This window comes from Aeromonas sp. 25-AL00135 (assembly GCF_054052385.1).
Genome location: NZ_JBSTYQ010000004.1, coordinates 263,127 through 285,662 on the forward strand (window position 1 = coordinate 263,127; position 22,536 = coordinate 285,662).

The 22,536-nt window shown below is 56.3% G+C and carries 17 protein-coding genes and 1 pseudogene; 9 read left to right on the top strand and 9 right to left on the bottom strand.

What is annotated here, in order from left to right; translation table 11 throughout:
* Positions 1 to 541: 541 nt before the first annotated feature.
* Both ACW5XC_RS05365 and ACW5XC_RS05370 read right to left on the bottom strand, forming a co-directional pair.
* Positions 542 to 3,691, bottom strand: coding sequence for an efflux RND transporter permease subunit (locus ACW5XC_RS05365; RefSeq protein ID WP_042052989.1), 3,150 nt, complete (start codon positions 3,689 to 3,691; stop codon positions 542 to 544).
* A gap of 17 nt (positions 3,692 to 3,708) precedes the next feature.
* Entirely contained in the window at positions 3,709 to 4,902 is a 1,194-nt protein-coding gene (locus ACW5XC_RS05370; protein ID WP_021231193.1) for an efflux RND transporter periplasmic adaptor subunit, read from the bottom strand.
* 140 nt (positions 4,903 to 5,042) lie between these two features.
* On the opposite strand from ACW5XC_RS05370, the pseudogene ACW5XC_RS05375 reads away from it, so the two are divergent.
* The 6 genes and pseudogenes from ACW5XC_RS05375 to ACW5XC_RS05400 all read left to right on the top strand — a co-directional run bounded on the left by ACW5XC_RS05375 (position 5,043) and on the right by ACW5XC_RS05400 (position 9,059).
* Positions 5,043 to 5,682 (top strand): annotated as a pseudogene (locus tag ACW5XC_RS05375) (TetR family transcriptional regulator).
* 105 nt (positions 5,683 to 5,787) lie between these two features.
* Positions 5,788 to 6,339 carry a methyltransferase domain-containing protein gene (locus tag ACW5XC_RS05380; protein WP_042052987.1) on the top strand — a complete coding sequence of 184 codons (552 nt, stop codon included), beginning with the start codon at positions 5,788 to 5,790 and terminating at the stop codon, positions 6,337 to 6,339.
* A 192-nt stretch (positions 6,340 to 6,531) separates the two neighbouring features.
* Positions 6,532 to 7,713, top strand: coding sequence for a dicarboxylate/amino acid:cation symporter (locus ACW5XC_RS05385; RefSeq protein WP_005359180.1), 1,182 nt, complete (start codon positions 6,532 to 6,534; stop codon positions 7,711 to 7,713).
* Between the two features lie 225 nt (positions 7,714 to 7,938).
* The gene (locus tag ACW5XC_RS05390; protein ID WP_042052985.1) at positions 7,939 to 8,253 is read left to right on the top strand and encodes a DUF134 domain-containing protein; all 315 of its coding nucleotides are present in this window, start codon (positions 7,939 to 7,941) and stop codon (positions 8,251 to 8,253) included.
* Positions 8,250 to 8,831, top strand: a complete 582-nt coding sequence (locus ACW5XC_RS05395) for a NifB/NifX family molybdenum-iron cluster-binding protein (RefSeq protein WP_042052984.1) — start codon at positions 8,250 to 8,252, stop codon at positions 8,829 to 8,831. Before ACW5XC_RS05390 ends, ACW5XC_RS05395 begins: the two co-directional genes overlap by 4 nt.
* Positions 8,832 to 8,873: 42 nt before the next feature.
* Positions 8,874 to 9,059 carry a hypothetical protein gene (locus ACW5XC_RS05400; protein WP_005338109.1) on the top strand — a complete coding sequence of 62 codons (186 nt, stop codon included), beginning with the start codon at positions 8,874 to 8,876 and terminating at the stop codon, positions 9,057 to 9,059.
* Positions 9,060 to 9,223: 164 nt separating this feature from the next.
* On the opposite strand, the gene ACW5XC_RS05405 is transcribed toward ACW5XC_RS05400, so the two are convergent.
* Positions 9,224 to 10,348 (bottom strand): HD-GYP domain-containing protein, encoded by a 1,125-nt coding sequence (locus tag ACW5XC_RS05405; protein WP_042052982.1) that lies wholly within the window; start codon positions 10,346 to 10,348, stop codon positions 9,224 to 9,226.
* 292 nt (positions 10,349 to 10,640) lie between these two features.
* Between ACW5XC_RS05405 and rimO the strand changes: the two genes are divergently transcribed.
* Positions 10,641 to 11,969, top strand: coding sequence for a 30S ribosomal protein S12 methylthiotransferase RimO (rimO, locus tag ACW5XC_RS05410; RefSeq protein WP_042052981.1), 1,329 nt, complete (start codon positions 10,641 to 10,643; stop codon positions 11,967 to 11,969).
* A gap of 80 nt (positions 11,970 to 12,049) precedes the next feature.
* Here the strand turns inward: rimO and ACW5XC_RS05415 are convergent, their stop codons facing one another.
* Together ACW5XC_RS05415 and ACW5XC_RS05420 are read right to left on the bottom strand one after the other, a co-directional pair.
* A complete protein-coding gene (locus ACW5XC_RS05415) occupies positions 12,050 to 12,631 on the bottom strand; it encodes a DUF1349 domain-containing protein (protein ID WP_042052980.1) in 582 nt (193 codons plus the stop codon).
* A 226-nt stretch (positions 12,632 to 12,857) separates the two neighbouring features.
* Positions 12,858 to 13,235, bottom strand: coding sequence for a hypothetical protein (locus tag ACW5XC_RS05420; RefSeq protein ID WP_042052979.1), 378 nt, complete (start codon positions 13,233 to 13,235; stop codon positions 12,858 to 12,860).
* 650 nt (positions 13,236 to 13,885) lie between these two features.
* On the opposite strand from ACW5XC_RS05420, the gene ACW5XC_RS05425 reads away from it, so the two are divergent.
* Together ACW5XC_RS05425 and ACW5XC_RS05430 are read left to right on the top strand one after the other, a co-directional pair.
* The gene (locus tag ACW5XC_RS05425; protein WP_005350249.1) at positions 13,886 to 15,355 is read left to right on the top strand and encodes an AAA family ATPase; all 1,470 of its coding nucleotides are present in this window, start codon (positions 13,886 to 13,888) and stop codon (positions 15,353 to 15,355) included.
* Positions 15,348 to 16,352, top strand: coding sequence for a hypothetical protein (locus tag ACW5XC_RS05430; RefSeq protein ID WP_074042669.1), 1,005 nt, complete (start codon positions 15,348 to 15,350; stop codon positions 16,350 to 16,352). The genes ACW5XC_RS05425 and ACW5XC_RS05430 overlap by 8 nt, the downstream gene beginning before the upstream one ends.
* A gap of 349 nt (positions 16,353 to 16,701) precedes the next feature.
* Here the strand turns inward: ACW5XC_RS05430 and thrC are convergent, their stop codons facing one another.
* The 4 genes from thrC to ACW5XC_RS05450 all read right to left on the bottom strand — a co-directional run bounded on the left by thrC (position 16,702) and on the right by ACW5XC_RS05450 (position 22,373).
* The gene (gene thrC / locus ACW5XC_RS05435) at positions 16,702 to 17,976 is read right to left on the bottom strand and encodes a threonine synthase (RefSeq protein ID WP_042052978.1); all 1,275 of its coding nucleotides are present in this window, start codon (positions 17,974 to 17,976) and stop codon (positions 16,702 to 16,704) included.
* Positions 17,973 to 18,953 carry a homoserine kinase gene (gene thrB, locus ACW5XC_RS05440; RefSeq protein ID WP_042052977.1) on the bottom strand — a complete coding sequence of 327 codons (981 nt, stop codon included), beginning with the start codon at positions 18,951 to 18,953 and terminating at the stop codon, positions 17,973 to 17,975. The genes thrC and thrB overlap by 4 nt, the downstream gene beginning before the upstream one ends.
* 2 nt (positions 18,954 to 18,955) lie before the next feature.
* Complete coding sequence (gene thrA, locus ACW5XC_RS05445; protein WP_042052976.1) at positions 18,956 to 21,415, bottom strand: bifunctional aspartate kinase/homoserine dehydrogenase I; 2,460 nt, start codon at positions 21,413 to 21,415, stop codon at positions 18,956 to 18,958.
* A 250-nt stretch (positions 21,416 to 21,665) separates the two neighbouring features.
* The gene (locus ACW5XC_RS05450) at positions 21,666 to 22,373 is read right to left on the bottom strand and encodes a tRNA/rRNA methyltransferase (RefSeq protein WP_042052975.1); all 708 of its coding nucleotides are present in this window, start codon (positions 22,371 to 22,373) and stop codon (positions 21,666 to 21,668) included.
* Between the last annotated feature and the right edge of the window lie 163 nt (positions 22,374 to 22,536).

Consider the following 22,536-nt stretch of genomic DNA (forward strand, 5'->3'; position numbering starts at 1 on the left):
CGTGCTGAGCCCAAAATACAAGACCGCGCAATAGGGACCTTTTAACATTACCAGAATGCATATTGATGAGTGTTATTCAATCAATTTAGCGACAAATGCTATGGCTACCGCCCTTGGGTTACAGCCCCCAGTTTGCTGCTTTTAACCTGATTGTGCTTGCTGTTGGTCATCATGTCCTCCAGCATTGTTATGTTTTGATGGCGTATCACCATGTTTTCATTGCGTGTTAAACGACGAAACAGAACTTCTCATGGCAAAAGAACGCACAGTACCAGCCCGATAGAACGCAGATTCTATCTCGATTCCAACAAGACTGCACACCAAAAATTGTTTCAGCATCTCGTTTTTAACCAAGATTCGATAGAAAACCAAAGGGCTGTATGACCCCTCCGAAAATGAGATTAAAAATTGAACTGAAATTGTGGTTGGAACAAAAAATGGGGCAACCATGCTGGTTGCCCCATTTGCATTACTGGTCAGTTTTGGCCTAACACTATCTTCATCTTCTGGCTGCGCAAGTTAACTGAGAAGAACAGTGCCATCAGTCATGTTTTGACTCATGGGCATGGGTCAGGCGCTCTTCTTTGCTGCTGTGTTTGGTGAAGTAACGCATCACCAACACAAAGAAGAGCGGTACGAAGAAGATGGCCAGAACGGTGGCACTGATCATCCCCCCCATCACGCCGGTACCGATGGCGTTGCGGCTACTTGCACCGGCGCCGGAGCTGATCACCAGCGGCAGCACCCCGAGGATAAAGGCGAGCGAGGTCATCAGGATTGGACGCAGACGCAGGCGCGCCGCCTCCACCACCGCCTCGCCCAGTCCCATCCCTTTGTCATAGAGCTCTTTGGCAAATTCCACGATCAAAATCGCGTTCTTCGCCGACAAGCCGATGGTCGTGAGCAGGCCGACCTGGAAGTAGACGTCGTTCTCCAGCCCGCGCAGGGTAGCAGCCACAATGGCCCCCAGTACCCCGAGCGGCACCACCAACATCACCGAGAACGGAATGCTCCAGCTCTCGTAGAGGGCCGCCAGACAGAGGAACACCACCAACAAGGAGATGGCGTAGAGCGCAGGAGCCTGTGAACCGGCCTGACGCTCCTGGAAGGAGAGCCCGGTCCACTCGATGCCCACTCCTTCCGGCAGCTGTTTCACCATCTGCTCAATCGCAGCCATCGCATCACCGGTACTCTTGCCGGGTGCCGCCTCACCAACGATCTCCATCGCCGGCACGCCGTTGTAGCGCTCCAGACGGGGTGAGCCGAAGCTCCACTCGGTGCTGGCAAAGGCGGAGAAGGGCACCATCTGACCGGCACTGTTGCGCACATACCAGAGCTTGAGATCTTCCGGGTTCATCCGGAAGGGGGCATCCGCCTGCATGTAGACCTTCTTGATCCGGCCACGGTCAACGAAGTCATTGACGTAGGACGAGCCCCAGGCGGTAGCCAGGGTGTTGTTGATATCCGCGATGGAGAGCCCCTGCGCCAGCGCCTTCTCGTAGTCAATCTTGATATCGAGCTGCGGCGTATCTTCCATCCCGTTCGGGCGTACCCGCACCAGAGTGGGATCCTGCGCCGCCATGCCAAGCAGCTGGTTGCGCGCCGCCATCAGCTTCTCGTGGCCGATACCGCCGCGATCCTGCAGGAAGAAGTCAAAACCGGTCGCCGTCCCCAGCTCCGGGATCGGAGGCAGGTTGAAGGCGAACACTTGCGCCTCCTTGATGCTGAACAGATAGCCCATGGCGCGGCCGATAATGGCATTGGCGCTGCGATCCGGGCTCTTGCGCTCGCTCCAGTCCTTGAGCTTGATAAAGGCCATCCCCGCGTTCTGGCCACTACCGGCGAAGCTGAAGCCCGATACGGTCAGCACAGAATCGACATTATCCTTCTCGTTTTTCAGGAAGTAGTCGCGCATATCCGCCAGCACCACCTCGGTGCGCTGCTTGGTCGCCCCCACCGGCAGTTGCACCATGGACATGATGACTCCCTGATCCTCTTCCGGCAGGAAGGAGGTGGGCATCCGCATAAAGAGCACTGCCAGTACCGCCAGCATGGCACCGTAGATCAGGCTGTAGCGCACGCCCTGCTTGATCACCTTGCGCACGCCGCTCTGATAGCGGTTGGTCCCCGCATCAAAGGCGCGGTTGAACCAGCCAAAGAAGCCGCGCTTGGCCCCAAACTCGCCATGTTTCATCGGCTTGAGCAGGGTGGCACAAAGGGCCGGAGTCAGGATCAACGCCACCAGCACCGACAGCACCATGGCCGAGACGATGGTCAGCGAGAACTGGCGATAGATGGCGCCGGTCGAGCCGCCGAAAAAGGCCATCGGCACAAACACGGCGGAGAGCACCAACGCGATCCCCACCAACGCACCGGTGATCTGGGTCATCGACTTGCGGGTCGCTTCCAGCGGGGAGAGATCCTCCTCGCTCATCAGCCGCTCCACGTTCTCTACCACCACGATGGCGTCATCCACCAGCAGGCCGATGGCCAGCACCATGCCGAACATGGTGAGGGTATTGATGGAGAAGCCAAACGCCGCCATCACCCCGAAGGTACCGAGCAGCACCACAGGCACCGCAATGGTCGGGATCAGGGTGGCGCGGAAGTTCTGCAGGAACAGATACATGACGCAGAACACCAGGAAGATCGCCTCGATCAGGGTCTGCACCACCTCCTCGATGGAGATCTTCACAAACGGCGTGGTGTCGTAGGGGTAGACGATCTCCATGTTGGCCGGGAAGTAATCCGACAGCTCATTGAGCTTGGCACGCACCTTCTCCGCGGTATCCAGCGCGTTGGCGCCGGTCGCCAGCTTGATGGCGACCGCGGCGGTAGACTGGCCGTTGTAGAGCGCATCGGCGTCATAGCTTTCACCCGCCAGCTCGACCCGGGCCACATCTTTCAGCCGCACCTTGGAGCCATCCTGATTCACCCGCAGCAAGATGTCGTTGAACTGTTCCACGGTAGAGAGACGTGTCTGCCCCATGATGGTGGCGGTGAACTGCTGATCTTCCACCGACGGAGTACCACCCAGCTTGCCGAACGCCACCTGGGCGTTCTGCGCCTTGATGGCCGCCTGCACATCACCCGGGGTCATCTGCACCCTGTTGAGCTTGTTGGGATCGAGCCACACCCGCATGGAGTACTGGCTGCCGAACAAGGTGATATCCCCTACCCCGTCCAGACGGCTCAGGGGCTCCTTGATATTGGAGACCACATAATCCGCCAGGTCGTCGTTGTTCATACTGCCATCGCTGGAAATGAACGCCGCGACCATCAGGAAGCTGCTGGAGGTCTTCTGAACCCGGATCCCCTGCTGCTGAACCTCTTGTGGCAGCAGCGACATCGCCTGCTGCAGCTTGTTCTGCACCTGCACCTGGGCGATATCGGGATCGGTACCCGGCTGGAAGGTGAGGGTCACCGACACCCGCCCCGCGGAGTCAGACTGGGAGGACATGTAGAGCAGGTGATCCAGCCCGGTCATGTTCTGTTCGATGATCTGGGTTACCGAGTCTTCCACCGTTTTGGCGGATGCGCCCGGATAGCTGGCAGAAATACCGACAGCAGGCGGCGCAATGCTCGGATACTGGGCGACCGGCAATTTGATGATGGCCAGGCTACCCGCCAGCATGATCACCAGCGCGATCACCCAGGCAAAAATGGGTCTGTCTATAAAAAATCGAGCCATGAAGCGACTACTCCATCCTACTTGTTGGCCGGGGTGTTGGACGCAGCTTGAGCAGACGGTGCATCAGCACCCTGCTCGGCGGGATTGACCACGGCGCCCGGTCGTACTTTCTGCAAGCCAGCCACGATCACCCGCTCGCCGGAGGTGAGCCCTGACTCCACCACCCAGTTGCTGCCGACGACACGGCTCAGTTGCACGTTGCGCAGCTCCACCTTGTTGTCAGCGGTTACCACCATCACGGTGGCACCGCCATTGGGGGTGCGAGTCACGGCAGTTTGCGGCACCAGCAGCCCTTGCGCCCGCTCACCCTCTTGCAGGGTGGCGCGCATGAACATGCCGGGCAGCAGCAGCTGGTGAGGGTTGGGCACAATCACCCGCAGGGTCACCATGCCGGAGGTCTCATCCACGGTCACATCGGAGAACTGCAGCGAGCCCTCTTCGCCATAAGTGGAGCCATCTTCCAGCTGGAAGGTCACCTTGGCCCCTTTCTGCTCGTCCTGGGTCAGCTTGCCCTCGGCGACCAGTCGCTTGAGGCGCAGCAGATCGGCGGTGGACTGACGCACATCCACATACATGGGATCGAGCTGCTGAATGGCGGTCAGGCTGTCAGCCTGCTGGGCTGTCACCAGCGCCCCCTCGGTCACCGCGGATTTACCGATGCGGCCACTGATGGGGGCGGTGATGCGGGTGTAACCCAGATTGATCTCGGCAGTGCGCAAAGCCGCCTTGCTCGCCATGATCTCCGCCTTGGCCTGCTTCCAGCTGGCGTCGGCGTCGTCATAGTCCTGACGGCTGATGGATTTGACCTTGAGCAGCTCCTGATAGCGCTGCGCCTTGAGGCGGGCACTCTGCTCGTTGGCCTCGGCCTTGGCCAAATTGGCCTTGGCGCTGGCAACCGCCGCCTGATAGACAGCCGGGTCGATCTGATAGAGCAGATCGCCCGCCTTCACATCGCTTCCCTCGGTAAAGAGGCGCTTGAGGATGATGCCGCTCACCTGCGGACGCACTTCGGCCACCCGCAACGGGGCACTGCGACCGGTCAATTCGGTGGTCAACATCAGCGGACCGCTCTGCAGGGTCACCACGTTGACCGCCGCGGGGGGCATGCCGCCCTGTCCCTGGGGTGCGCCCCCCTTGTCACCACAACCTGCCAGCAAGCCTGTAGCCAGCAAGGCAAGACCAACTGAACGAGCAAGAATATGTTTATGCATGAAACACCTGAGCCTTTGCCAGTCAATGAACAATCAGGGCCACACGGGCCCTGTTGGTAAATAGTCGAAAGATGAGGCAATATACATACATTCATAAATGTATGTAAGTGACTTTTTGCTTGCATGAGGCACAAATTTCGATGGCCAGACGAACCAAAGAAGAGGCGCAGCAAACCCGCTGCCACATCATGAGCACGGCGCTGGATCTGTTCTGCTCTCAGGGCCTGGCCAAGACCAGCCTGACCGACATCGCCAGGGCGGCAGACCTGACCCGCGGTGCCATCTATTGGCATTTCAAGAACAAGGATGAACTCTTCATTTCGCTCTGGCAGGAGCTCTGCAGTCCCCTCGCCCACCAGCTCGATGCCTGCCTCAATCCAGATGAGCCGGATCCGCTGGGGCAACTGCGCCTCTTCTTCGAAGGGGTGCTCCACAGCTTCATTCACAATCCAGCCCAGCGGCAGATGTTCACCATACTGTTCAATCTCGAATCGCTGGAGGGGGGAAGCCATCTCATTGCGCGAGCATATCCGCAGCCAGTCCGCCAACTTCTTTCGAGACCTGGAGACCACCCTGGCCAATGCGGTACGGCGGGGCCAACTGCCCGCCAACCTCAACCTGCAGCGCGCCGCCACCCTGCTCCACTGCACTCTGGATGGCTACATCATCAACTGGCTCCACTTTCCGGGGCGGATCGACCTGCAGGGCGAATCCGCCTTTATGATAGAGAGCATGTTCACCATGCTGGCCCAGCCCCACGGGCCTGCCTGCGGCCGCTAATCAGCTCCGGCAACTTCCTCACATCCAAATCGGGGACTGACCGCACGTTTTGGCAGTCAGGCCCCGATTTGTTACCCTGTGCGCCCCCTGCTTGAGGTAACCCCTGTGCCACACTCTGACGCCATCCCCGCTTCCCGGCTATTTAACGACCAGCACGCCCACGTTCGAGCTGCCTTTGTGGCGCGTCTCAAACCCGGTGCTCACCTGCTCAATGGTCAGTGCGGTACGGGGGAGGATCTCTGCTGGCTGCGTGCAGAAGGGTATGTAGTCACTGCCTGTGACGCTGTGCTGGCTGACGCCAAAGTCGCCTCGCAGCAATCCGGACAAGCAGTGCGGGTCTGCCCACTGGCGAAGATGCACTCGGTGCTCCCTTACGATGGCATCTGGCTGAGCCGCCCGCTTGATGGCGACGCGGCCACCCTTGTTCCCCAGTTGCAACAGCTGGCGACCCTGCTCAAAGCGGGCGCTCCGCTCTGCTTCCCCCTGCAGCCAAGCGGCAAAATAAGTCACGCTCAGCTACAGCAACTGGTCACCACATCCGGGATAGCGCTGCAACTGGCGCCGATGGAAGCCGTATCAGCCAGTACGTCAGATTCCGCAAGTCAACACGCCAACCAGTACGTCATGTTGCTGCATGGCGATCATCAGGCCACCTAACGGGCTAATTCATCACGGATTTTCCCGTTCAACGCCAAGCCGACAGCTAGTCGGCGATCTTGGCTTTCGACAATATTTAACTCGGCGTTAACGCAGAAAAGGCAGACATAACACGGCTTACGTGTTAAAAAGTGTGATTAATATCAAATTTTAATAACAAAACAGACAATACAACCAACTCCGGATTTCCTTATGAAACTTGTCCTGAAACTCATTGCTGGCATCCTTGCCGGTCTCTTGCTCGGTCTCTACGCCCCTGAGTGGGTGGCGCGCGTGCTGTTTACGGCCAAGACAGTGATAGGTCAGCTGATCACCTTCACCATTCCGCTCATCATTCTGTTCTTTATCATGAGCGGCATCGCCAGCCTGCCGAAAAACTCCGGCAAGCTGCTGGGCAAAACCGTGGCCCTCTCCTACTGCTCCACCATTCTGGCGGGGCTGTTCGCCTTTACCGTGGCGAGCCACTTGATCCCGCAGTTCACCACCGCCGCCGAGCCCACCACGGCCACGGCTATCAAGCTCGCCTCCTACGTCAATCTGGAGATCCCGCCGCTGTTTGGCGTGATGTCGGCACTGGCCGCCGCCTTCGTGTTCGGCATCGGCATCAGCGCCACCCAGGCCACCGATCTGCGCCGGGTCGCCGATCAGGGTCGTGACATCATCGACCGCCTGCTGGCCAAGGTGATCATCCCGCTACTGCCGTTCTATATCGCCGGGGTCTTTGTCGAGATGACGGTAGAAGGCACCGTATTCGCTACCCTGAAAACCTTCGGCGTGGTGCTGGTGATGGCGATCCTGATGCACTGGATCTGGCTCTCCGTGCTGTTCGTGGGCACCGGTCTGGCCCTTGGCCGCTCGCCGGCCCAGCTCATCAAGAACATGCTACCCGCCTACTTCACCGCGCTGGGGACCATGTCGAGCGCCGCCACCATTCCGGTCGCCCTGCAGTCGAGCAAGAACAACGGGGTGAGCGACGGTATCGCCAACTTCACCGTGCCGCTGTGTGCCACCATTCACCTCTGTGGCTCCACCATTACCCTGGTCACCTGCGCCACCGCGGTGATGTTCCTCTCCGAGCATCTGGCCATTCCGGGCATCGAAACCATGCTCCCCTTCATCATGATGCTGGGGGTGATCATGATCGCCGCCCCGGGCGCCCCGGGTGGTGGCGTGATGTCGGCGCTGGGCCTGCTCACCTCCATGCTCGGCTTTGGTGAAGCCTCCATCGCCCTGATGATCGCCCTCTATCTGGCGCAGGACAGCTTCGGCACCGCCTGCAACGTCACCGGTGACGGCGTGATTGCCCTGTGGGCGGATCGCTTCGCCAACGGTAGCGAGAGCGCAGCTCCAGTGGCCGAGGCCGAACAGGCATAAGCTCGCCGAGAAGGCCCGACCATCCTCTGCAAAAACCGCAGGCCCGAACCTCTGTTCGGGCCTGCGTCGTTTCTGCCACCTTCACTGCTTTTGTACGTATTCCTCTTCCCTCTCTTTACTCCTCTCTACCGTAAACAACATTCGCGTAGCTCTCTACACCCGACAAAATTATTGGCATATGCCACATATGAGCGTATAAATGGCTTATGCCAATTAGGAGCCACCATGCCAAGACCCAAGATTGCCCGCCAGATCTGTGGCCGCCCCGCCAACAGCTGCTTCAAACCCAACGGCCGCCCCATGCATCAGCTGGAACAAGTCACGCTGGCCCCTGACGAGTTCGAGGCACTGCGCCTCGTCGACCTTCAAGGAATGCAGCAGCAGGAGGCCGCCCTGGTGATGGGGGTCTCCCGCCAGACCTTGGCCAATATCCTGAAAAAAGGGCGTTACAAGGTGGTGGAGTGTCTGAGTCTGGGCAAGGCATTGATGATGCAACCCGCCGATCCCGACCACCCAACCAGTGGAGAAGAGCCGACATGAATGCTGTCACAACCATGACCACCACCCCCAACAACAGCGCCTTGATGCTGAGTCAGGGGCTGCTGGCTGGCCACTTTACCCGTGCAGAGCAGTTGCAAATTCTTAACCCCGAAGGAAACGTCATCGCCACCCTGGCCAACCCGGCCGCCGCCGAAGGCTGCCACGGCAAGCAAGCGCTGCTCGACGCCCTCGCCCATCATCAGGTGGGTCAGGTGGTGGTGCGCAATATCGGCGAGCGAATGCTGGGGCGCCTGCTGGCGGCCAATATCCGGGTGCTGCAGTGCCGCTCTGCCCGCCTGCCGCTGCCCGCGCTGCTGGCCCCCGCCAATCTGCAACCTCTTACCGCGGCAAGTCAGGGGCGTCCGTCTCGCCGTCATCAGAGTAAAGCGACTATCCGTGCCATCCAGCCCGTCGGCGCAGGCCACAGCCATGCGAATTGTCACGGTGGTTGCAACAGTGGCTCCGATCACTGTTGCGCCAGTAGTAGCAATCAGGTAGAGAGCTCACGACAAGGCCATACTTGTTGTCATGGCAGTGAAGGCGCCAACCAGCAGGGCGGTTGCTGCCATCATCACTGATGCCATCGCCGTGCATGTCATCACCATCAAGGAGAAGAGATCATGTCCATCTGGTTGTTGAGCCTGCTCGCCTCGTTTGTGCTGATCCTGGCCATGGGCACCATCATCTGGTGGCGCCAATACCAGCTTGCCCAGAAGCGGGAAGATAAAGAGGTACGCCCCTGTGGCTGCTCCAGCGCCTGCGCGGATCACCTCTATCAGATCAGCGAGCCGACGCCCAAAAAGTAACCTGACCGCAGCCGCCCTAGCCGCAGATAGAAGGTCGGCAAAAAAAGGGCGCATGAAATAGAAAAGGCGCATAAAAGAGAGGGGGCACCTGCTGGTGCCCCCTCTCTATTTACTTCTCGTCATGCTTGAACAGCCTCTCTCCCCCTTACGCTCATCACACGAGCTCAACCCGGCTCGGCGCCGCTGGCCGCCACGCTCGCAGAGCAGGCCGGATCCTGATACTGCTGATAGATGGCATAAAACTCGGCCTTGTTGTGCAGGGCAGCGGCGACACAGGCGGGATCAAACTGGCTGCCGGCATGCTCCTCCAGATAGGCAAACGCCGTCTCGAACGGCCATGCCTTCTTGTAGGGGCGCTCGCTGGTCAGGGCATCAAACACATCGGCCACCGTCACGATGCGCGCCGCCAGCGGGATCGCCTCCCCCGCCAGCCCCAGCGGATAGCCGGTGCCGTCGAAGCGTTCGTGATGGCTGGCGATGATATTGGTCAGCATGTCGGTGTGGTGAATGCCATCGAGACCAAACTCGTTGATCATCAGGCTGATCATCTCCCGCCCCTTGCCGGGGTGGATCTTCATGATCTCGAACTCTTCCGGCGTCAGCTTGCCCGGCTTGAGCAAAATGGCGTCCGGCACCGCGATCTTGCCGATGTCGTGCAGCTCGGAGAAGAGGTAGATAAACTCCACCTCCTCATCGCTCAGCCCGCAAGTCGGGGCCAGCGTCTTGGCAATCAGCCGGGAGTAGGCAGACATCCGGTGCAGATGGTTGGCGGTCTCCTCATCCCGATAACGGCTGAACTCCCGCGCCGTGGTCAGCGCGCCGCCAAGGGTCTGGATGGAGAAAAACTCCACCGCAATGATGGCCGAGAGCGCCTGGGCATAGGCCGACAGCTCGCTTCGGATCGGCTCCTCGAAGTATCCCGGCTCCATGGCATCGCAAAACAGAAAGCCAAACAGCTTGCTGTTGAACAGCAGCGGCTCGGTATAGCTGGAGGCATAACCTGCCTCCAGCACCTTGCGGCTGTGCTCCGACGCAGAGCCACGCAGGGCATCCAGATTGCTGAGCACCCGAGGCTGCTTGTGCTCCGCCAGATAACTCAGGGAGGGGACATCGCTCAGCTTCACCTCATACTGCACCAGTGGCGAGGGCCCCTCGGTGCTATGGGCAAAGGTCTTGAGCTGATCGGTATGCGGGTCATAAATCGCGATGGCCACCCGACTCAGCTTGTCAAAGCGCTGCCTGAGCGTGGCATGTACGCTCTGCATTTTTTCGCCAAATGAACTTTCCATCGCCTTCTCCAACGGGACCCCGTGATGGAAGTATAGTGACTCCCTTTGACGCTCTCCCCGCCACAGCGTCAAAATTGACAGAAAAATCAACAAAGCAGCTTCCCCACAACAAGCCTGCATGGCAGAGGCAATAGCCCTACCAAGGGCACGTCATCAGCGACTGCTGGTGCAGCCCAATCTTGCCTGGTCGGAGATATTGTTCGGTTCTGCCATGCTGGCTGTATAGTTTTTGGTTAACCATTCCGGTAAAATCCGCGCCCTTAAAGAAGAGCCACCTAAGAGTGATTGAGCGATGTCCAACACAAAACAGGCCCCCAAAGTAGGATTCGTCTCCTTGGGTTGCCCCAAAAATCTGGTCGATTCAGAACGCATCCTGACCCAGCTGCGTACCGAAGGGTACGATGTGGTGCCCAGCTATGACGATGCCGAGCTGGTCGTCGTCAACACCTGCGGCTTTATCGACAGCGCGGTGCAAGAGTCGCTGGAAGCGATCGGCGAAGCGCTGGCCGAGAACGGCAAGGTGATCGTCACCGGTTGCCTCGGCGCCAAAGAGAATCAGATCCGCGAGATCCACCCCAAGGTGCTCGAGATCACCGGCCCCCACGCCTACGAAGAGGTGCTGGGTCACGTCCACAAATATGTGGAGAAGCCGCAGCACAACCCCTTCACCAGTCTGGTACCGGCCCACGGCGTCAAGCTGACCCCGCGCCACTACGCCTATCTGAAGATTTCCGAGGGCTGCAACCACCGCTGCACCTTCTGCATCATCCCCTCCATGCGCGGGGATCTGGTGAGCCGCCCAATCGGCGACGTGCTGGCAGAAGCCAAGCGCCTGAAAGAGGCGGGCGTGAAGGAGCTGCTGGTCATCTCCCAGGACACCTCCGCCTACGGCGTCGATGTGAAGCACCGCACCGGTTTCTACGACGGCATGCCGGTCAAGACCAGCATGGTCGCCCTGTGCGAAGAGCTGGCCAAGCTCGATATCTGGGTACGTCTGCACTACGTCTACCCCTACCCGCACGTAGATGACGTCATCCCGCTGATGCGCGATGGCAAGGTACTGCCCTACCTCGATATTCCGCTGCAGCACGCCAGCCCGCGCATCCTGAAACTGATGAAGCGCCCGGGTTCGGTCGAGCGTACGCTGGAGCGGATCCAGAAGTGGCGCGAGATCTGCCCGCAGATCACCCTGCGTTCAACCTTTATCGTCGGCTTCCCGGGCGAGACCGAAGAAGATTTCCAGATGCTGCTGGACTTTATCGACAAGGCGGAGCTGGATCGGGTCGGCTGCTTCAAATACAGCCCGGTCGAAGGGGCGCTGGCCAACGAGCTGCCGGATCCGGTACCGGAAGAGATTCAGGAAGAGCGCTTCCAGCGCTTTATGGAGCTGCAACAGCAGGTCTCCATCCGCAAACTGGCCCGCAAAGTGGGTCAGGAGATGACCGTTATCATCGACGAAGTGGACGAAGAGGGTGCCACTGGCCGCTCCTTCGCCGATGCACCGGAGATCGATGGTCTGGTTTACCTCAACGGCGAAACCGGCCTCAAGCCGGGGGACATGGTCAAGGTGCGGATCGATGAATCCGACGAATATGACCTGTGGGCCAGCCTGATCAGCTAATTGAGGCTTTACCCGCCAAATGAAAAAAGCGCCTGTGGGCGCTTTTTTATTGGCTCAATGTCGCAGGCAAAACCGCTGGCCTAGCTCAAATCATGGAGCGCCTTGCCAAGGGGCGGCGTGAGGCGCAAGTCAGAGAATCGCACCGCCAGTCCCTGCCGCTCCGGCGTGCAGCACATCACCCCGATAAAGCAGCGTTCGCTTGGCGGGAACGGGGCGAGGCGCAGCAGCGGCCACACCTTGCCATCGGTGGAGTATTGCAAACGCAGGCAATCTGCCAGCCGGGTCAGCCGCAGCCAGAAGCGGCGCGGATTACCGCTGAAAATACCGGTGGCCCAGTCAGAGCGCGGATTGGTCAGCACGCTGCCGATCATTGGCTGGGCATCGTTGTACTCGATCCCCGCTTTCAGCCAATGCGCCTCGTCTTGCAGCAGCATCAGCCCCGCCTGATCGTAGAGGGTGGTGAACTCCCCCTCGACGCAGACCTGAAAGGTAAACTCCCCCGCCACCTCGCAGCCATAAACATGCCCGCTATGGCGCTCGAAGCCATACCAGGTGCTGCGCCAAAAATCGGTCTGCTGGTCTGTCACCACCTGCAAGCCGTCGCTGGTCTTGTGCCACTCGGCCGGTTCATTGAGCCAGCGCCACGCCGTCCCTTCCATCATCCTGCTCTGCTCCCTTTTATCCCGCGTTATCCCGCATAAAATCTGCTCGCCAACGCCTCGCCCGGTAACGACAGGTCATGGCTGCGCCTCTGCGGAACCCATAAAAGGAGTCAATAGTGTCGCTATTGTCGCCCCGATACAAGGCTTGTGCGTTGCGCCATCACTGCGCCCCAAAAGCGCGGGGGGCCTGATGGCCCCCCGCAAACACACCGGATGAGAAAATGCCTTACTTGGCGGCGCTATCCTTCACGCACTTCTGGACAAAGCTGTTCTTGGCCGCGCCAGCCAGCTTCTTGTCGGCTGCCGCCTTCTCGCACTTGGCCGCCAGATCCATCGCCGCGCCCGTCTTCACGCATTTCTGGATAAAGCTGTTCTTAGCCGCACCGGCCAGCTTCTTGTCGGCGGCCGCCTTCTCGCACTCGCCGGTCGCGGCGCCCGCGGCATCTTTCACGCACTTGCCGACAAAGCTGGTCTTGGCGGCGCCGTTAAGCTTTTTGGCTGCGGCCTGCGCCTCGCACTGCAACTGGGCTGTGCCGTTGGCAAAGACCGGATTGGCCAGCAGCACGCTGCCGCAGAGCAGGCCGAACAGGATGGTACGCTTCATGGGTGATCTCCTCTCTATCTGGTGATGTGTTTGCATGGTCATATTTGCATGACGATGTGTTGCAAATGGCTGTAATTGCAACAGCTGATTGTTGCCGCAGATCCCCCACCTCGCCAGCTTGGGAGACGGAGCAGAGGGCAACCAGCGCCCGTACTATAGCGCCGATTGGCTGAGCGGGATTGTCCCCGTAAAGCCTTCTCCAACAGCAAGCCTACCCCCTACCTTCCCGCCACCCCCGCCAACCCCAATAGAATCAAGGGTCATGGGAATCCTGCCTCCGCCCACACCCTTTTATTGAGCCAGCGCAAAAAATCAGTCATTACTGACACTTACGTCACTTTTTGACTGGTGTGGCCAGATTCGATTGGCTTATCATAGCCATCCGGTGCCTATTCATCAGTGATGGACCGAAGCCCTCGCTGGTTAATTGAGCATTTTGGAAGCTGTAATCCACGGGCGGTAGCGTGAAATTTTTTAGATTACCTACAACTAAATATGTGCTTACCAAATTTGTGAGCTAAAAATTAATTTTTAAAGATACAAAGATTCAATTCATGAAATATTATTTATGATGACCTTAGAGTACATTTCAATTTGCACTTTTGTACAATATTATTAGTGCACTCGATATTTTTATAACAGGCCAACGTATGCTAAAGTCAATAAAAATTGAAAATTTCAAATCAATAAAAGATAAGGCAGATATAAGACTTGCACCGATAACCCTGATTTTTGGCCCAAACTCATCGGGGAAAACGTCTATATTACAAGCGCTTGGTGTTTTAAAACAAACCTATAGCGGAAAACCAAAAGGTAGTAGAGGACTAGTAACTAGTGGGGAGATTTTTGATTTAGGTGGATATCGTTCAGTTATTCATGAACATGAAATTTTTAATAGTATTAGAATCTCAATATGTTACGACGGTCTAAATGTAAACAAAAGACAAAATGAATTTGTTAGCCTAAAAGAATACAGAGAGTTATCTTTCCAATACCAGTGGTATGATGAAAGCTTCAACTATAATGAATATGATTCAATATTAAATGAATTACGAATGCGGTTTATCGAAAAAACCTCAAAAGAAACTACATTTGATATTAGATTAGAAAGATCTGACCATTTCATTAGCGATAATGAAGAATTTATATTCAATAATACCAATGACTTCTTTTTACTATCTGATAAAGAAAGTGAAGCTTCATTATTAGATTTGCTATTCCGAAGATACAACAAGGAATCAGAACTTTTCGATCACCATGTAACAGAAAAATTTATAAAATCGATATATTTTAAAACGTCAAGCGGCGATGATTTTCCATTTGTTTTATCCACACCCACATCAACTCTCGACTCCAACTTTAATTTTTTCGATTCTTATTTAAAGTCATTTAGTCGTTTAAGAGGATTTTTCTACAACATTCATTCAGAATTTATTGAGCTAATGAGTTCAATATCTTATCTTGGCCCACTTCGCTCAGCTCCAGAACGATTTTATAGTAAAAACCAATATAGCTTAAATACAGTAGGTGTTTCAGGAAAGGATACCCCTCAAATAATATACAAAGAAAAGGATGTTATAATCCCTGAATTAAACTCATGCTTCCAAAAATTCAATATTCCATATGAGATAGATGTCGAAAATGTTGGAACTTCTCTAACAGGAGAACTAATTTCAATATCTCTACGAGACACTAGAACAGATGTTATTGTAACTCCATCTGATGTTGGTTTTGGTATAGGTCAATTACTCCCTATTTTAGTTGAGGGAATAGTAAGGAAAAATAGTATTATTTGTGTTGAACAGCCAGAGATCCATCTACATCCTAAACTACAAGCTGAACTAGCAGATTATTTTATTTCGACAACCGAAACTCATGATTTTGGAAAGAACAATAATCAATGGATAATTGAAACTCACAGCGAAGCTCTACTGCTACGGTTACTAAAAAGAATTAGAACTGGGACTATAACTCCAGAAATGCTTTCAGTTATATATGTGCAACCAACAAATTTTGGAGCAGACATATTTGAATTAGAAATAGATGAGTCGGGAGAACTCATTGATGAATGGCCAGATGGATTTTCTGAACTGACGTTCAAGGAGATCTTTAATGACTAGTGCAGTTCAGATTTTTGGCATTAATACGAACAGCTTAAATGTAAATCCTGAACATCATGCATTAATATCAGTGCATAAGAAGGCTATAAAATTAATTCTAAAACAAGGCGTTTTAATTTTTAATCGTAGTGATGATTATGCACTAACTATACAAGAAAAGATTAATAAATTACCCCCAAAAATAAATCAAAAATGGACTTTCGCGATATCGAATGCCAGAAGAATAGAGACTGATTGTAATGTCATTAAAAAAACCTCAATATTTGAAGATACAGACGAAATGCAGGAGCTTGATGAACGTTGCAACTATTTAATGATAGATGATGAAAACTTATCATTGCTAAATATTAAAGACGCATCATTTACAACAAATAAAAGAAACAGTATCACCAGTTTTGATCGACTGTTTAATATTGAATCAATCGAAGATTCCCTTCATATTGCTAATGCATCTATTTCAATAGGTGAATGTAGAGACGCGATCTGGAATACACGCTTCAAACATATAATACCCCTATCAAAGAGTATTATTATAACTGACCGATACATAATTAAAAACACAGTGGAGCAGTGGCAAAAAAACATTGCAACAAACAAGAGAGAGCTATATTACATATTTAGTAGAATTTCATCTGAAAATACTACCACATCCATCACCATTTATTCATCCATATCAACACTAGACATAAATTTTGCATTGGATGACATAACAAACGCTTTAAATGAAATTATAACGACAGGTAGATTTTCCTTCAGAAGGATAACAATAATAATTTCACCTGACTCGTGTTTTGCAACAAATTCACATGATAGATACATTAGATTTGATAAATTCCACGCATTTTATTTTGGTGCAGGTCTATCAGTATTTAGAAATTCACGAGCAAGCGTAAACTCCACGTTTTCTATCACCTCGCTTGCCGAGTGTGATTTTTTATCCATAGAAGATACGTTAAAGCAAAATCAAGCCATAAGACGCATCTCTCTAACATATTAAATTTCCCCTATCCCCCTTCTGGGGGATTTTTATTTTTACGAGGATATAACTACCGTTCACCTTTACTACATAAATCATTATCTATACGCTTGGAGTTTTGAACGCTGAAAAGATTAACAGCTAGCAAGAGAATAAATTTCACTCGCTGCACTCATGTTACTGATACCAGCTGGCAGATTAACACCTTCCACACACAACACTCCCTTTACGTCACTACTCCAGCAATAAAGTCGGAAACGAGATCGACCAGCAACCGCTCCAATTTCAGCCGCCACTTTCCAATCCAGAAAATAAAAATCCCCCGTTACCGGGGGATTTTTATTTCTATCGATTATCTCAGCTCAGCGGCTTAACCCACCAAAAACGCCCTTAACCGGGCAAACTCCGCAGGCAAATTAACAGAGAGCAGCGGCAGCTCGGCGTGCTTGGCCAGCGGGCCGGGTAGCGGTACATCAAGATTGAGGATCTCGTCTACCGACTCCTTGAACTTGGCGGGATGGGCGGTGCAGAGGAACACCCCCACTTCATCCTCGGCCAGCTGTTCCCCCAGCAGATCCCAGGCAATGGCGCCGTGGGGTTCGCACAGGTAATCCAGCTGGTGCAGCCGTTTCAGGGCAGCGCGGGTCTGGGCGTCGTCACGCATGCCAGAACCCAGGGTCTCCAGCGCCCAGCCTTTGCGACGGCACAGTTCTTCCACTCGTGGCCAGTTGTTGGGGCGACTCACATCCATGGCGTTCGACAGGGTAGCCACTGTCTGATGCGGCTCCCACTGACCGGTTTTCAGGTAGCGCGGCACGGTATCGTTGGCGTTGGTGGCAGCGATAAAGCGCTTCACCGGCAACCCCAGCGCCTTGGCAATCAGCCCCGCAGTGAGGTTGCCAAAGTTGCCGGACGGCACGCTGATCACCGCCTTGGCACGATCGGCTTTCGGCAGCTGGGCCACCGCTTCGAAGTAGTAGCAAACCTGCGCCAGCAGACGGCTGATATTGATGGAGTTGGCGGAGTTGAGGCCAATGGCCTTTTTCAGCGCTTCGTCGTCAAAAGCCTGTTTTACCAGCGCCTGACAGGCATCGAAGTCGCCATCGATGGCGATGGTACGGATATTGCCGCCGAGGGTGCAGAAGAGCTTCTCCTGCAAGGGGCTGATCTTGCCCTTGGGATAGAGGATCACCACTTCAATCCCCTCCAGCCCGTAGAAGGCGTGGGCCACGGCGGCGCCGGTGTCGCCGGAGGTGGCGGTAAGGATAGTAATTTTGTCGTTGGTTCTAAAGGCCGCGAGACACTGGGCCATAAAGCGGCCGCCGAAATCCTTGAACGCCAGGGTCGGGCCGTGGAACAGCTCAAGGGCATAGGTGCCGTCTTTCAATTTGACCAGCGGCGCTGGGAAGGTGAAGGCGGCATTGATCAGCTCGCTGACCTTGGCAGCGGGCACTTCATCCCCCAGCAGGTGGCTCAGGATGCGGGCAGAGCGTTCGGCCAGCGGCAGATCGAGCAGGGCATCCACATCGGCGAGCGGTTCGAGTTGTTCGGGGAAGAAGAGCCCCTGTTCGCGACCCAAGCCCTGACGCACCGCCTGCGCAAAGCTCACCTGTTCGCTGTTGTCCTTGATGTTGTAGAGATTCATAGCTCGCTTCCTGTTACCCGTGCCCCGGCCATGTCCAGTTTGCAGACCCGGGCAAATCCATCTTCGTTCTGCACGAAATGTGCTTCCATCCAATCTTTCATCCGCTCGGCCTGCGCCAGCTCCTTCATCACCACAAACACGGTGGGGCCGGAGCCGGAGATGCCGGTAGCGAGCGCCCCATTCTGGGCCGCCTGCGCCCGCACCTCGGCAAAGCCTTCGATCAGCGCCGCGCGGTAGGGCTCGGCAATCACGTCTTTCAGTACGCTCGCCGCCAAGCCCTCCTGTCCGGTGTAGCTGGCGTGCACAAAGGCAGCCAGGCGGCGGCCATAGGTGAGGCAATCCTGACGGCGATATTGGGCCGGCAGAATGGCGCGGGCCGCGGCGGTGGAGACCACAGTGCCCGGGTAGCAGACCACCCAGTACCACTGATCGAACACCGGAATGCCCTGGCTGATAACGCCCGCCTCCTCCACCACCAGCTGCATGCCGCCGAGATAACAGGGGGCCACGTTGTCGTAGTGAACGGAGCCGGAGATCTTGCCTTCCATCTCCCCCATCAGCAGCAGCAGGTCGTGCTCGTTGAGCGGCTCGCCGTGAAAGGCGTTGAGCCCCTCCAGCGCCGCCACCACGCTGCAGGCGCTGGAACCCAGCCCCGAGCCCACCGGCAAGTTCTTCTCCAGCACCATCGCCAGCGGCTTGAGTGTCAGACCGCGCTTCTCCAGCGCCTCGCCATAGGCCACCCAGCAGTCATGGAGGATATTCTTTTTCGGATCGTCCGGCAGCTTGTGGGCGTAGCGGCCCACGGCGGAGAGGGCAAAAGGCACGTCAGCCGCTTTTACCTGCACCCGATCGCCCAAGAGGGAGCCATCCACGGGGGCGAGCGCCGCCCCCAGTACATCGAATCCCACGCTCAGGTTGGCGCTGGAGGCGGGTGCATAGGCGACCACGCTACTGCTCTGGTACATGTCTGAACTCATGCTTATAGCTCCTGCTTCCAGTTCTGGGTGCGCAGCACGTCGGCAAAGACGCCAGCCGCAGTCACTTCGGTACCGGCGCCATAGCCGCGCAGCACCAGCGGGATCGGCTGGTAGTAGGTGGAGAAGAAGGCGAGCGCGTTCTCCCCGTCTTTGACCTTGAACAGCGGCTCGTCGCCACCGACCGCCTTGATGGCCACCTTGCACTTGCCACCCTCGATGGAGCCCACATAGCGCAGCACCTTGCCTTCACGCTGGGCCGCGGCGAACTGGTCGCGGAACCAGCCGTCGGCTTCGGGCAGGCGGGCCATAAAGGCTTCCACGTCGCCGCTCACATCAAAGCCGGGCGGCAGCGCCTGCTCGACTTCGACATCGGAGAGCTCCAGCGCCATGCCGGCTTCGCGGGCCAGAATGAGCAGCTTGCGCGCCACATCCATGCCGTTGAGATCGTCGCGGGGATCTGGCTCGGTAAAGCCGTTGCTGCAAGCGATTTGGGTCGCCTCGGAGAAGGCCATCCCCTCGTCCAGCTTGCCGAAGATAAAGGAGAGCGAACCGGACAGAATGCCGTCGAAGGCGCGCAGCTTGTCACCGGCCTTGATAAGGTTTTGCAGGTTCTCGATAACCGGCAGACCGGCGCCCACGTTGGTCTCGTACAGGAACTTGCGGCGAGTCTGGCGGGCAGTGCGACGCAGCGCCTTGTAGTAATCGAGCGAGCCGGTGTTGGCCTTCTTGTTCGGAGTGACCACATGGAAGCCAGCAGCGAGGAAGTCGGCGTACTGGACGGCCACCGCCTCGGAGGAGGTGCAGTCAACGATCACCGGGTTGATGATGTGGCTATCTTCCACCAGCTTTTTCACCCCTTCAAGCGAGAAGCTGTCACGGGCTTCCGCCAGCTGTTCACGCCAGTTGGCGAGGTTCAGGCCATCCTTGTTGACCGCCATCTGGCGGCTGTTGGCGATGCCGACCACGCGAAGGCCAGTGCCCTGCTCGGCCAGTACCGGTTGCTGGCGGGCAATCTGATCCACCAGCGCGGCACCGACGCCACCGACCCCGACCACAAAGAGATCGATAAACTGCTGGCTGCCAAAGAAGTTCTGGTGGCACGCCTTGATGGCTTCCGCCACCTTGCGATCCCGCACCACCGCCGAGATGGAGCGCTCGCTGGAGCCCTGTGCGATGGCGACGATGTTGATGGAGGCTTGCGCCAGCGAGGTGAAGAAGCGGGCCGCCATCCCTTTGCTGGTGCGCATGCCGTCACCGATGAGGGAGATGATCGCCAGATCGCTGATGATATCCAGCGGCTCCAGCAGCTGGTTTTTGAACTCCAGCTCGAACTCGCGCTCCAGCACCTTGCGAGTCTTATCCTGGTCGTAGCTGTGGATACAGAAGCTGACGCTGTACTCGGAAGATGACTGGGTGATCAGCACGATACTGACCCCGGCGCGGGAGACGGCGGAGAAGATGCGACCGGCCATGCCGACCATTCCCTTCATGCCGGGGCCGGAGACGTTGAACATGCACATGCCGGAGAGATCCGAGATGGCCTTCACTTTCAGGTCATCGTCGCCGCTCTCCGGGCCGATCAGGGTGCCCGGCCCCTGCGGGTTGAAGCTGTTCTTGATGAGGCAGGGAATATGGAACTGGGCCACCGGCGCGATGGTTTTCGGGTGCAGCACCTTGGCGCCGAAGTAGGAGAGCTCCATCGCCTCCTTGTAGGAGAGGGTTTTCAGCAGGTAGGCATCCGGCACCAGACGGGGATCGCAGCTGTAGCAACCCTCGACGTCAGTCCAGATCTCGCAGCACTCGGCATCGACGCATGCAGCCAGGACGGCGGCGGAGTAATCGGAGCCGTTGCGACCCAGCAGCACGGTCTCGCCCTTGTCGCTGCCACCGGTAAAGCCCGGCATCAGGTAAAGACAGTCGCTACGCAGCCCCTTGGCGGCAAAGCGCAGGCGGGAGGCTTCGATATCGACGTGGGCTTCCAGATAGCCGCCGTCGGTGACCAGCAGCTCTTCCGGCACGATCAGCGCCAGATCCAGACCGCGCACCCGCAGCAGTTCGTGCATAAAGGCGATGGAGAGGTTCTCGCCACGGCTCAGGATGCGCGCCTGCACGTTGTCCGGGCAGAGGCCCAGCAGACGGATGCCCTGCATCAGCCGCTCCACCTGATCCAGCTCGGCGGTGAGACGGGCCAGCAGCGCCTTGTCATCGAGCGCCGGATAGGCCGCCTTCAACCCGGCCAGCAGGCGGGAGAAGATGCCGTTGACTTCAAACAGGGTGGAACTGGCATCCATGCCGCGGCTGGTCTGTTCCACCAGCGCCACCAGATGATTGGTCACCTTGGCAGGTGCAGAGAGCACCAGGGCTACCTGAGATTGGCCGTGGGTGTTGACCGCGATATCGGCCACCCGTAAAAAACGTTCTGCATCGGCCAGTGAAGACCCGCCAAATTTCAACACTCTCATCGCTTTCTCTCCCTGTAAATCCATGAAATTCAATCTAAAAACCAATCCAACAAAAAGGCCCGTACTGGGTGGGTACGGGCCTTTTCTGATTTCTGTGCTTGTTCGTCAGCGCATCAACCGGCCCCAGTGCCACCTGTGGTGGTACCGGTAATAATGGTGGTGGTGATGACGTTGGTGAATAACTGCATGACGAACACTCGTTGACGAAGCTGGCTTTTAGCAATACCGCGGCGGGCGATGGGCTGTCAACTTAAACCTCTTTGCCAAGTTTGCGAGCAAGGTCTTTGCAGAGCAGGTGGAGCATGTTCAAATCCCGCTGCGGCAGCATGGGTACTCGGTCCATCACCCATTGATGCAGTTTTTCATCCTGCGAAACTCCGAGTTCGCCAAGCAATTCTGCTGTTTTGCATTTAAGCACCCGAACCTGCCCAGCGTTATCAAAATTTTCTGCTACCGCAGCGGCGCCGTCGGCGTTCAGCTCATCCATCAGCTGACTCATCTCATAGGCGTAGAGCATGATCGCCTGCCCCAGATTGAGGGAGGGGTAGCTTACCTTGAGGGGCAGATAGCTGATGAGATCGACCTCGGCCAGCTGCTCGTTGGAGAGCCCCGACTCTTCGCAGCCAAAGACGATGGCGACCTTGTTGAGGGAAGGCTTGGCGCGGATCTGGTCGCGAATTTCAGCCGGGGTGAGGTAGTGCTGATAGCGACCACGCTGGCGGGCGGTGGTGGCGATCACCAGATCCATGTCGGCCAGCGCCTCGGGCAAAGTCTCGAACGCCTCGGCCTGAGTCAGGATCTCCTGGGCGCCGTGAGCCACCCAGCTCGCCTCCTCCTCTTCGTGTACCCGGCTCGCCACCAGTCGCATGGCATCGAATCCCATGGTTTTCATGGCACGGGCAGCCGCCCCCACATTTGCAGGTCGGGCAGGTGCCACCAGGACAAAATAGAGCTTCATCGGGTTTCCTCACAGGCCGGACGGCCTCTCAAACAGACAGCAAACAGTCGCTAAACCATCACCAAAACAGGGGCGCAATCTACCGTTTATCCCCGAAAATTGCCACTTGAACAGACGTTTGAATGTTGCGATAGTGGCCTGACGTGTGAACAAATTACACCCA